The 10,904-nt window shown below is 71.1% G+C and carries 12 protein-coding genes; 10 read left to right on the forward strand and 2 right to left on the reverse strand.

The genetic code is table 11. The annotated features are described in order from the left end of the window. The first annotated feature begins 33 nt into the window (after positions 1–33). From pdxT to KDK95_RS24155, 3 genes are all read left to right on the forward strand, one after another. Positions 34–645 carry a pyridoxal 5'-phosphate synthase glutaminase subunit PdxT gene (gene pdxT, locus KDK95_RS24145; RefSeq protein WP_307844613.1) on the forward strand — a complete coding sequence of 204 codons (612 nt, stop codon included), beginning with the start codon at positions 34–36 and terminating at the stop codon, positions 643–645. Positions 646–711: 66 nt separating this feature from the next. Then, the gene (locus KDK95_RS24150; RefSeq protein ID WP_212520557.1) at positions 712–1,470 is read left to right on the forward strand and encodes a YebC/PmpR family DNA-binding transcriptional regulator; all 759 of its coding nucleotides are present in this window, start codon (positions 712–714) and stop codon (positions 1,468–1,470) included. Positions 1,471–1,530: 60 nt separating this feature from the next. Beyond that, on the forward strand, positions 1,531–2,523 hold the full coding sequence (locus KDK95_RS24155) for an adenosine deaminase (protein ID WP_212520558.1): 993 nt from the start codon (positions 1,531–1,533) through the stop codon (positions 2,521–2,523). Here the strand turns inward: KDK95_RS24155 and KDK95_RS24160 are convergent. Further along, positions 2,520–3,137, reverse strand: a complete 618-nt coding sequence (locus tag KDK95_RS24160; RefSeq protein WP_212520559.1) for a hypothetical protein — start codon at positions 3,135–3,137, stop codon at positions 2,520–2,522. The genes KDK95_RS24155 and KDK95_RS24160 overlap by 4 nt on opposite strands. Next, a complete protein-coding gene (locus tag KDK95_RS24165) occupies positions 3,134–3,652 on the reverse strand; it encodes a SigE family RNA polymerase sigma factor (protein WP_307844614.1) in 519 nt (172 codons plus the stop codon). The genes KDK95_RS24160 and KDK95_RS24165 overlap by 4 nt, the downstream gene beginning before the upstream one ends. Positions 3,653–3,716: 64 nt before the next feature. Here KDK95_RS24165 and ruvC point away from each other — a divergent pair, with 64 nt between their 5' ends. The 7 genes from ruvC (at position 3,717) to KDK95_RS24200 (ending at position 10,632) form a co-directional block, all read left to right on the forward strand. After that, on the forward strand, positions 3,717–4,295 hold the full coding sequence (gene ruvC, locus KDK95_RS24170; RefSeq protein WP_212520560.1) for a crossover junction endodeoxyribonuclease RuvC: 579 nt from the start codon (positions 3,717–3,719) through the stop codon (positions 4,293–4,295). Then, positions 4,292–4,918 (forward strand): Holliday junction branch migration protein RuvA, encoded by a 627-nt coding sequence (gene ruvA, locus KDK95_RS24175; protein ID WP_212520561.1) that lies wholly within the window; start codon positions 4,292–4,294, stop codon positions 4,916–4,918. Before ruvC ends, ruvA begins: the two co-directional genes overlap by 4 nt. Positions 4,919–4,935: 17 nt before the next feature. Next, positions 4,936–5,982: a Holliday junction branch migration DNA helicase RuvB gene (gene ruvB / locus KDK95_RS24180; protein WP_212520562.1), complete on the forward strand. Its 1,047-nt coding sequence runs from the start codon at positions 4,936–4,938 to the stop codon at positions 5,980–5,982. Between the two features lie 354 nt (positions 5,983–6,336). Further along, positions 6,337–6,699: a preprotein translocase subunit YajC gene (gene yajC, locus KDK95_RS24185; protein WP_212520563.1), complete on the forward strand. Its 363-nt coding sequence runs from the start codon at positions 6,337–6,339 to the stop codon at positions 6,697–6,699. A 187-nt stretch (positions 6,700–6,886) separates the two neighbouring features. Further along, positions 6,887–8,797 carry a protein translocase subunit SecD gene (gene secD, locus KDK95_RS24190; protein ID WP_212520564.1) on the forward strand — a complete coding sequence of 637 codons (1,911 nt, stop codon included), beginning with the start codon at positions 6,887–6,889 and terminating at the stop codon, positions 8,795–8,797. 1 nt (position 8,798) lies between these two features. After that, positions 8,799–9,980: a protein translocase subunit SecF gene (gene secF, locus KDK95_RS24195; RefSeq protein WP_212520565.1), complete on the forward strand. Its 1,182-nt coding sequence runs from the start codon at positions 8,799–8,801 to the stop codon at positions 9,978–9,980. Between the two features lie 91 nt (positions 9,981–10,071). After that, positions 10,072–10,632, forward strand: a complete 561-nt coding sequence (locus KDK95_RS24200) for an adenine phosphoribosyltransferase (protein ID WP_307844615.1) — start codon at positions 10,072–10,074, stop codon at positions 10,630–10,632. The last annotated feature ends 272 nt before the right edge of the window (positions 10,633–10,904 follow it).

The raw sequence follows: 10,904 nt of genomic DNA on the forward strand, positions 1-10,904 counted from the left end.
ACACCGACGCAGTAGGACAGGTAACCGACACACGTGAATGATGTGACGATCGGCGTGCTCGCACTGCAGGGCGACGTCCGCGAGCACACGGCCGCCCTCGAGGCGGTCGGCGCCCGCACGCTCGCCGTGCGCCGGGCGAGCGAGCTCGACGCGGTGGACGGCCTGGTCATCCCGGGCGGCGAGTCCACCGCGATGTGGAAGCTCGCGGTCGCCTTCGACATGTTCGACCCGATCCGCAAGCGGCTGGCCGACGGCATGCCGGCGTACGGCTCGTGCGCCGGGATGATCATGCTGGCCGACCACGTGCTCGACGCCGCGGAGGGTCAGCTGACCTTCGGCGGCATCTCGATCACGGTGCGCCGCAACGCCTTCGGCCGGCAGGTCGACTCCTTCGAGGGGCCGATCTCCTTCACCGGCATCGACGGTGAGCTGCACGGCGTGTTCATCCGGGCGCCGTGGGTCGAGTCGGTGGACGAGGGCGCGGACGGCGTCGAGGTGCTCGCCCGGGTGAGCGGAGGTCCGGCGACGGGTAGGATCGTCGCCGTTCGGCAGGGGAATCTGCTGGCGACGTCATTCCATCCGGAGCTGACCGGGGACCACCGGGTCCACGGGGTGTTCGCGGACCTGGTGCGGGCGGCGCGCTGAGCAGGCTTCGATGGAATCAGGGTGCGCAGGGCTGCGCACGCGTACGTGGATGAAGGAGCGAGGGCTATGTCCGGCCACTCCAAGTGGGCGACCACCAAGCACAAGAAGGCCGTGATCGACGCCAAGCGCGGCAAGCTCTTCGCGAAGATGATCAAGAACATCGAGGTCGCGGCCCGCACCGGGGGCGGCGACCCGGCGGGCAACCCCACCCTGTTCGACGCGATCCAGAAGGCGAAGAAGAGCTCGGTCCCGAACGACAACATCGACCGCGCGGTCAAGCGCGGTTCGGGTGCCGAGGCCGGCGGCGCGGACTGGCAGACCATCATGTACGAGGGCTACGGCCCGAACGGCGTGGCCCTGCTGATCGAGTGCCTCACCGACAACCGCAACCGCGCCGCCTCCGAGGTGCGCGTCGCGATGACCCGCAACGGCGGCTCGATGGCCGACCCGGGCTCGGTCTCCTACCTGTTCGGCCGCAAGGGCCAGGTCATCGTGCCCAAGGCGGACGGCGTGGACGAGGACTCGCTGCTCGAGATCGTGCTCGAGGCGGGCGCCGAGGAGGTCAACGACCTCGGCGAGGTCTTCGAGATCATCTCCGAGCCGGGCGACCTGATCCCGGTGCGCACCGCGCTGCAGGACGCGAAGGTCGAGTACGACTCGGCCGAGGCGCCGTTCATGCCGAGCATGCAGGTCGCGCTCGACGAGGAGGGCGCCCGCAAGGTGCTCAAGCTGGTCGACGCGCTCGAGGACAGCGACGACGTGCAGAACGTCTTCGCCAACTTCGACATCAGCGACGAGATCATGGCGGTCCTCGACGAGGAGTAGCGGCCCGGCCCCGGCCCGGACCTCCTGGAGCTCGGCCTTCGCGATCGGTATCCTCGGCGGATGCCCATCCCGAAAGCCGAGCTCCATCTGCACATCGAGGGAACCCTCGAACCCGAACTCGCCTTCGCGCTGGCCGAGCGCAACGGGATCGCGCTGCCGTTCGCGGACCCCGACGCGCTGCGCGAGGCGTACGCGTTCGCCGATCTGCAGTCCTTCCTTGACCTGTATTACGAGCTCATGGCCGTGCTGCGCACCCCGCGCGACTTCGCCGACCTCGCCGACGCGTACCTGAGGCGCGCCCAGGCCGACGGGGTGCGGCACGCGGAGATCTTCTTCGACCCGCAGGCGCACACGGCCCGCGGCGTGCCCTTCGACGTCGTGGTCGAAGGACTGCACGGCGCGCTGTCGACGAGCCGCGATCGCTACGGCATCAGCAGCGCCCTGATCATGTGCTTTCTGCGCGACCAGCCGGTCGATTCGGCGCTGGAGACCCTCGCCTCGGCGGAACGCCACCTCGACAAGATCATCGCGGTCGGCCTCGATTCCGCCGAGGTCGGCAATCCGGCCGCGCGGTTCGCCGCGGTCTTCGAGCGGGCCCGCGAACTCGGCCTGCGCTGCGTCGCGCACGCGGGGGAGGAGGGGCCGGCCGAGTACGTCTGGGAGGTGCTGGACGTGCTGAGGGTCGAGCGCGTCGACCACGGCATCCGCTCGATGGAGGACCCTGAGCTGGTCGAACGGCTGCGCGCCGAGCGCATCCCGCTGACCGTGTGCCCCTTCTCCAACGTCCGGCTGCGCGCGGTCGACCACCTCGGCTTCCACCCGCTCAAGCGGATGCTGGAGGCCGGGCTCGTCGCGACGGTGAACTCGGACGACCCGGCCTACTTCGGCGGCTACGTCCAGGAGAACTACGACGGCGTCGCGGCGGCGCTGGAGCTGACCGACGATCAGATCTGCACGCTCGCCCGCAATTCCTTCGAGGCCTCATTCCTGGACGAGGCCACTCGTTCGGCCTATTTGGCCGAGCTGGATGCGTACATTCGAGGGACGGACTAGACGACGCAGCCGGTCGGCGTGCTGGCGAAGAGTTGGGCGCTGGCCAGACGCTTCCCATCGCTTTGCGTCGTGTAGTTGAAGGCGAGCACCGAGCCGTGCGGCATCCGGCTCGGGTAGAGCGTGAAGATGGTGACTCCGGCGTGGAAGCTGTACGTGGCCACCTCGACCGTCAGCTCCGTCGCGCCGACCCAGTTGCACTGGCCATAGACCCTCTCCCCGCCGTTGACCTCTACGACAGTCACCTTCTCCGAGTGGAAAACAGCCGGGATCCCCGCGTCGGCGAGAGTCTGCTTGAGCAGGTTCTCGTCGTGGAAGTCGCGGATCGTGATCGTCATGACGCCCGTGGTCGCGTTCGTGTGCACGGAGAACGCCGCCTCGTCCACGTTCACGTTCACCAGCGTGGTTCTCGATGACGGATGCGTCTGAACGGTCACCGCCGCGAGGCTGAGCGAGAAGGCCAGGACTCCGGCAGCGGCCAGCGCGGGCACCGCCTTCCGGCGCCGCCGCAGCGTGCGGCCGCGCCTGATCACGTCCGTGGCGTCCCGCTCGAGACGGACGTCGGCGAAGGCCGTTCCCACCTCGTCGTACAACTGCTGATCCTGCTGATCGATCATGAGACCGGCTCCTGTTCGCGATTCGGGGCGAGCGACTCGCGCAGCGCGGCCGTCGCCCGGGAGAGGTGTGCCGTGACCGTCCCCGGCGCGATCCCGAGGGCGCGCGCGGTGGTCCCGGTGTCGAGATCGAGGAAGATACGCAGCGCGACCACCTCGCGCTGACGGCGCGGCAGGGCCCTGAGAGCGGCTGTGACCTGCGCGTCGAGCCGCTCGCCGGGCTGTGCGTCCTGAGCCGGATCGAGCGCCTCGTCCCACGCCACCTCGCGACGGCGGCGCCGCCACCAGGACACGTGCGTGTTCAGCGCGGTCCGCACCACCCAGGCGCGCGGCGCCGGGTGCCGGGACACCTTGCCCCAGGACGCGTACGCCCGGGCGAAGGCCTCGCCGGTCAGGTCCTCGGCCAGCGCGCGGTCGCCGCATGCCGCGTACACCGCGCGTAGGCAGCCGTCCCTGGCGGTTCGGTAGAAATCTGCGAAATCCTCTTCGCTGTCGTGGTCCACGTCCCTCTTACGCACGACGAGCAGTATCCGCTTACCTCCCTTCGCGCCCGCCGTCGGTCCGGGCCGATAGATTGTGCGAATGCGCGTGCTCGGAGTGGACCCCGGTCTGACCCGGATGGGGATCGGGTTGGTGGACGGCCGGCTCGGCGCGCCGCTGACAATGGTCGCGGCAGGGGTCATCCGCACCCCGGCGGGAGCGCCGATCCACGAGCGGCTGCTCGGCATCGACACGCAGATCGCCGAATGGTTCGACGAGTACCAGCCGGACGCGGTCGCGGTGGAGCGGATGTTCGCGCAGGAGGGCGTGCGCACGATCATGGGCACGGCGCAGGCCGCCGGCGTCGCCATGGTGGCGGCCGCCCGGCGCGGGCTGCCGGTCGCGCTGCACACGCCGAGCGAGGTCAAGGCCGCGGTGACCGGCGACGGCCGCGCCCAGAAGGAGCAGGTCGCCGCGATGGTCGTGCGGGTGCTCAGACTCGCCGAGGCGCCTAAACCGGTGGACGCCACCGACGCGCTGGCGCTGGCCGTCTGCCACATCTGGCGCGGCGGCGCGGCGGATCGGATCGCCGCGGCGATGGAAAGGCAGGGACTGTCGGCGGACTCCGGTAGCGTTCCCTTGCACAGGACCAGAGGACGTAAGCGCGGAGGCTTCAGGTGATCAGCTTCGTCGAGGGCGAGGTCGTCTCGATCGCCCCGGAGGGCGCCGTCGTGCTCGTCGGCGGCGTCGGGCTGCTGGTGCACTGCAACCCGGACACGCTCGCCGAACTGACGGCCGGTCAGGCCGCCCGGCTGCACACGACGCTGATCGTGCGCGAGGACTCGCTCACCCTCTACGGCTTCGGCACCGAGGACGAGCGGGTGGTTTTCGAGGTGGCGCAGACGGCCAGCGGCGTCGGCCCGCGGGTGGCGATGGCCATGCTCGCGACCCACCGGCCGGACAGCCTGCGCACCATCTTCGCCACCCAGGACCTCAAGGCGCTGACGCTGGTGCCCGGCATCGGCCCGAAGGGCGCGCAGAAGCTGCTGATCGAGCTCAAGGGCCGGCTCGGAGATCCGGCCGGCAAGATCCCGGCCGGCCGCGGCGGGGAGCCGGCCGCCCCCGGGGTCACCCCGTGGCGCGGCCAGCTGCTCGAGGCGCTGACCGGCCTCGGCTGGACCGCCCGGGACGCGGAGGGCGCGCTCGCCGACGTCGAGCCGCTGGCCGCCGAGGCCGAGGCGAAGGGCGAGAGCCCGCAACTGCCGGTCCTGCTACGCGCCGCGCTGCGCTCGATGCGCCGCTAGACGGGGGTACGTGAGCCATGTCGGAGAACCGGCTGATGGACGGCGGCGCCGACTCGGAGGAGCGGGCCGCCGAGATGGCGCTGCGCCCGAAGTCGCTCGGCGACTTCGTCGGCCAGCACAAGGTGCGCCAGCAGCTCGAGCTCGTGCTGCACGGCGCGAAGGGCCGCGGCAGCACGCCCGACCACATCCTGCTGGCCGGGCCGCCCGGATTGGGCAAGACCACCCTGTCCATGATCATCGCCAACGAGCTCGGCGTGCCGATCCGGATCACCTCGGGCCCGGCGATCCAGCACGCCGGGGACCTGGCCGCGATCCTCTCCTCGCTCACCGAGGGCGAGGTGCTCTTCCTCGACGAGATCCACCGGATGTCGCGGCCGGCCGAGGAGATGCTGTACATGGCGATGGAGGACTTCCGGGTCGACGTCATCGTCGGCAAGGGCCCGGGCGCGACGGCGATCCCGCTGGAGCTGCCGCCGTTCACGCTGGTCGGCGCCACCACCCGGTCCGGGCTGCTGCCCGCGCCGCTGCGCGACCGCTTCGGCTTCACCGCGCACATGGAGTTCTACGAGCCGGGCGACCTGGAGCAGGTCGTGCACCGCTCGGCGAAGCTGCTGGAGATCGACATCGACGGCGAGGCCGCCGCCGAGATCGCCTCGCGCTCCCGGGGCACCCCGCGCATCGCGAACCGGCTGCTGCGCCGGGTGCGCGACTTCGCCCAGGTCAAGGGCGACGGCCGGGGCACGGTCGAGGCGGCCCGCAACGCGCTCGCGGTCTACGAGGTCGACGAGCGCGGGCTCGACCGGCTCGACCGGGCCGTGCTCGGCGCGCTGCTCAACCTCTTCCAGGGCGGCCCGGTCGGACTGTCCACGCTGGCCGTGGCCATCGGCGAGGAGACCGACACCGTCGAGGAGGTGGCCGAGCCCTTCCTGGTGCGCCAGGGCCTGCTCGCGCGCACCCCGCGCGGCCGGATCGCGACCGCCGCCGCGTGGCGCCACCTGGGGGTTCCGATGCCGCGCAGCGCTCCCGGCGCGGGTCAGGACGTCCTTTTCGAGGACGGCCGGTAAAAGTCTGACATTCCCGCCCGCATGGGGTGCGGGTTTCCTGATAGCCGCTTAAGAAATCCTCCGGGCCCGGCGCGTCCGGCCGGGTCGGCGGCGCGGGCCGGCGCGGGCCCTGCCGCGCAGGTGGACAGGGGCGCGCCGAGCGGCTTTGCTGGTATTGGGTCACCTGCGGCCGTAGGCGGCGGGTCACTGTTCGGCGAACATCCGCCCGCGCGGGCGTGAGCCTGATTGTCTCGTCAAGTATGACCGCATAGACTCCGCGTGACCTGGAGTGCCCGTCCGCGCGTCGGTGCGCTCCCCAGCACCGACCGCAGCCCTGGTCCGCCAGGCGCGATCCCGGAAGAACAGCCGATAACCGTGACCCTGATTCTGATCTACGTCGTCGTCTTCGGCGCGCTGATGATCTTCATGACGACCCGTGGCCGCAAGCGGCAGGCCGCACAGGCGCAGGCCATGCAGTCCGCGCTGGCGCTCGGCGCCGAGGTTCGGACCATCGGGGGGCTCGTGGGCACCGTCACCGACCTGACCGACGAGTACGTCGTCATCGAGACCACGCCCGGCGTGAAGCTCAAGTTCACCAAGCAGGCCGTCGCCGGCGTGGTCTCCCCCGAGGTCGAGGGCCTCGGTGCCGAGCCGGCCGCCGAGGTGGACGAGCCGGCCGCCGAGCAGGAGCCTGCCGCGGGCGGGGTCGAGGACGCCAAGGACGAGCAGAAGGTCTAAGGCCGGCCGACGCCGACCGGACGGGGGTCGGGGCAGTGCGCCCGCGGGGAACCGAATCGGCGCCGCCTCCGTCCTCATACCGGACGCAACGGACATTCCGGCGTCATAAGCGGCCCCCGCGCGCGTCGTCCTGCCCACCGGACGTCGGCGCGCCGGTCCGCGTTGTCATGAACCGAGGAGACTAAAGGTGGCTGCGAAAAAGGCCCGGAGCAACAAGTACTCCGGCCTGCTGTCGAGCAAGGGCCGGGGGGTGGCGGATCAGCGACCCTGGCGGCCGCTGGCCGCTTTGGCGGTGATCCTGGTCGCGCTGTACGCGACGATGTTCGGGGTGCACGCCACGCACCCGCGTCTCGCCATCGACCTGGCCGGCGGCACCAGTGCGGTGTTCACCGCGGAGACGGAGAAGGGCACCGCGCCCTCGTCCGGCGACATGGGCCAGGCCGTGAGCATCATGCAGGAGCGCGTGAACGGCTACGGCGTGAGCGAGGCGACGGTCACCCAGCAGGGTTCCAACACGATCGACGTCGAGATCCCCGGCCAGTACTCGCAGGCCACCGTGGACTCCATCGGCGCCACCGCCCACCTGTACTTCCGGCCCGTGGTGACCTACGCGAGCGGCAAGCCCACGGCGTCGTCCTCGGCCTCGTCGAGCGCTTCCTCCAGCAGCACCTCGACCGCCAAGGCCGGCGCCAGCGCCTCGGCCGCCGGCACCGCCAAGGCGAGCTCCTCGGCGACCGCCAGCTCCAAGGCCAGCGGCCAGTCCGAGTCCCAGGTCGCGAAGGCCGACGCCGCCAGTTCCAGCGCTTCCCCCGACGCCACGACGAGCGCCTCCAAGAGCGCGTCCGCTGCGGCCTCGACGGCCGCGGCCGCCTCGTCCGCCGGCTCCGCCTCCCCGGGCTCGAGCGCCCAGGAGAGCGAGGCGTACGCCCAGTTCCAGGCGCTCAACTGCAGCAACAGCGCCGCCACCAAGAACGCCAGCCTGGTCAAGCCGACGGCCTACCTCGCCACCTGCGGCATCGACGGCAACAAGTACCTGCTCGCGCCCTCCGTGATCGACGGTAAGGACGTCACCTCGGCCACCTCGACGCCGGTGACCTCCAACGGCCTGCCGACCGGCGCCTACGAGGTCGTCCTGAACTTCGACGCCAAGGGCACCAAGGAGTTCGCGGCCGAGACCACCACGCTGTACTCGCAGTACTCCGGCAGCACCGGCACCGGAATGTTCGCCATCACCCTGGACGGCGTCGTGCAGTCCGCGCCCGCGGTCAACCAGGGCGCCATCACCACCGGCACCGCCTCGATCACCGGCTCGTTCACGCAGGCCGAGTCGAGCAAGCTGGCCACGACGCTGAACTACGGCTCGCTGCCGCTGAACTTCAAGCAGAGCCAGGTCTCGATCGTCTCCCCGACGCTCGGCGGCTCGGAGCTCCAGGGCGGCATGATCGCCGGCGCGATCGGCCTCGGCCTGGTGTTCCTCTACGTCATCCTGTACTACCGCGGCCTGTCCATCGCGGCGATCTCCAGCCTCGTGGTCGCGGCCGCGCTGACCTACGCGCTGGCGTGCCTGTTCGGCCCGCTGCTCGGGTTCACCCTCTCGCTGCCCGGCGTCGCCGGTCTGATCGTCGCCATCGGCATCACCGCGGACTCGTTCGTCGTGTTCTTCGAACGACTGCGAGACGAGCTGCGCGAGGGCAGATCGACGCGATCCGCGGTACGGCACGCCTGGACGCGAGCCCGCCGCACGGTCATCGCCTCCGACCTGGTCACCCTGATCGCCGCCGTCGTGCTGTATCTGATGACGGTCGGCTCGGTGCAGGGCTTCGCCTTCACCCTGGGCCTTTCCACGGTCATCGACCTCGTCGTGATCTTCATGTTCACGGTGCCGCTGGTCACCCTGTTCGCCCGCACCGACTTCTTCGGGCACGGACATCCGTGGTCCGGACTCGACCCGGAGAGCCTGGGGGCGAAGCGGCAGAGCTACCGCGCCGGCGCCCGCGGCGGCCGGATGACCATCGCCGAGCGCCGTCGCCAGGAGGCCGCCGCGGCGGCCGGCGAGGACGAGGGCGCCGAGAACGACGAGCAGAGCGTGGAGGCCTGAGATGTCCCGGCTCGAGAACTTCCGCACGCTCGGCAACCGCCTCTACAGCGGTGAGACCTCCGTCGAGGTCGTCGGGCGCCGCAAGCGCTGGTTCGCCGCCTTCGGCGTCGTGATGCTGCTGGCCCTGCTCGGCCTCGGCGTGCGCGGCCTGCACTTCAGCGTCGACTTCACCGGCGGCTCGGTGCTGACCGTGCCGACCAACTCGCTGAGCACCACCGAGGCCACCTCGATCGCCGTGAGCAACGGCGTCAGCGCCCCGGTCGTGCAGCAGATGACCGTGACCACCGGCGGCGCCGGCCACGAGGTCACCGTCACCACCCCGGTGATCTCGCCGCAGACCCAGAACGCGCTCAAGACCGACCTCGCCCACGCGGCCGGGATCGACGTCAACTCGATCACCGTGCAGTCGGTCGGCGCCAGCTGGGGCCACCAGGTCTCCACGGACGCGATCAAGGCGCTGGTCGTCTTCCTCATCCTGGTCGCGATCTACCTGGCAGTCTTCTTCGAATGGCAGATGGCCGCGGCGGCCCTGGTCTCGCTGATCAACGTCATCGTGATCACGGTCGGCGTGTACGCGTGGTCCAGCCTCGAGGTCTCGCCGGCCACCGTCACCGGGTTCCTGACGATCCTCGGCTACGCGATCTACGACGCGGTCGTCGTGTTCGACAAGATCCGGGAGAACCGCAAGCAGTTCGTGGACACCGACCGGCTCTCCTACAACAGGGCCGCGAACCTGGCCGTGAACCAGACCCTGATGCGCTCGCTCAACACCTCGCTGATCGCGGTCATCCCGGTCATCGCGCTGCTGATCGGCGGCATCCTCTCGCAGGCCGCGGTCCTCGAGGACATCGCGCTCGCGCTGTTCGTCGGTATCGCCGCCGGCACCGTCTCCTCGATCCTGCTCGCGGCCCCGCTGCTGGTCTGGATCAAGGAGCGCAACCCGGCCGTCAAGGCGCACACCGCGCGGATCGAGGCCAAGGCGAAGAAGGAGGCGGCGCGCACCTCCGGCGCCGAGCAGCCGCAGGTCGCGGCCGCCGTGCCGGTCGGCGCCGAGCCGGGTCCGGTGGGCGCGGGCACGATCAAGATCTCCGGCCGGGTGCCCGGCCCGGCGGCGGGCCAGCGCGAGGTGCAGCCGCGCGGCAACCAGCGTCCGCAGCCGCGGGGCAACAAGAAGAAGCGCTGACGGCGCCTTCGCTCGGCCCCTCGCCCCCGGTTCCCGCGCGGAACCGGGGGCGAGGGCCTTCCGCGCCGCTCGCGGTTGGTACTGTGCTGCGGTGACCGAGTCCACGCACACCCGCCCGGACCTGCCCGCGCTGCTCAACTCGCGGATCCGGGACGTCGCCGACTACCCGAAGCCCGGGATCGTCTTCAAGGACATCACGCCGCTGCTCGCCGACCCGGCGGCGTTCGCCGCGATGACCCTCGAGTTCGTCCGGATCGGCCGCGAGCTCGGGGCGACGAAGGTCGTCGGGCTCGAGGCGCGCGGCTTCATCCTGGCCGCTCCGGTCGCCGTGAACGGCGACTTCGGCTTCGTGCCGGTGCGCAAGGCCGGCAAGCTGCCCGGCGAGGTCCACGCCGTGTCCTACCAGCTGGAGTACGGCGAGGCCGTGCTGGAGATCCACCGGGACTCGTTCCAGCCCGGCGACCGGGTGCTGATCGTGGACGACGTGCTGGCCACCGGCGGCACCGCCGCGGCGGCCCTCCAGGCGATCGGGGAGTGCGGCGCGGAGACCGTCGGGGTGGCCGTGCTGCTGGAGCTGAGCTTCCTGCCGGGGCGGGCCAGGCTGGCCGAGGAGAGCCCGGTGCTGCCGGTGACGTCCCTGCTCACGGTGTGATGCCCGGGTGAGCCGTGGGGGAATGCGGACAGGGGTGCCCGGTGTTCCGGACCATGTGCTGTCTTCCGGGGGCGTCCAGCGGATACCATGGTCCGACAGGCAGCGCTAGCCGGACCGGCAGGACCGGTGCCCTAGCGAACGAGGAGGCGGTGGCTTGACGACGACGCCGGAGGCCCAGGCGGCCACGACCGAGACGCGGCAGCCCGTGCCGCCGCGCCCGTCTGCCGCCGTGCCGGTCCCGGCCGGCCCGTCGCAGCCCGCCCCCGCCGCCG

The sequence above is a fragment of the Actinospica acidithermotolerans genome (assembly GCF_018139625.1).
Lineage (GTDB): Bacteria > Actinomycetota > Actinomycetes > Streptomycetales > Catenulisporaceae > Actinospica > Actinospica acidithermotolerans.

Bases quoted from the DNA above. Each gene is read 5' to 3' on its own strand.
- KDK95_RS24150 (WP_212520557.1), top strand. From the start codon at position 712: ATGTCCGGCCACTCCAAGTGGGCGACCACCAAGCACAAGAAGGCCGTG.
- KDK95_RS24155 (WP_212520558.1), top strand. From the start codon at position 1,531: ATGCCCATCCCGAAAGCCGAGCTCCATCTGCACATCGAGGGAACCCTC.
- ruvB (WP_212520562.1), top strand. From the start codon at position 4,936: ATGTCGGAGAACCGGCTGATGGACGGCGGCGCCGACTCGGAGGAGCGG.
- ruvC (WP_212520560.1), top strand. From the start codon at position 3,717: ATGCGCGTGCTCGGAGTGGACCCCGGTCTGACCCGGATGGGGATCGGG.
- KDK95_RS24160 (WP_212520559.1), bottom strand. From the start codon at position 3,137: ATGATCGATCAGCAGGATCAGCAGTTGTACGACGAGGTGGGAACGGCC.
- secF (WP_212520565.1), top strand. From the start codon at position 8,799: ATGTCCCGGCTCGAGAACTTCCGCACGCTCGGCAACCGCCTCTACAGC.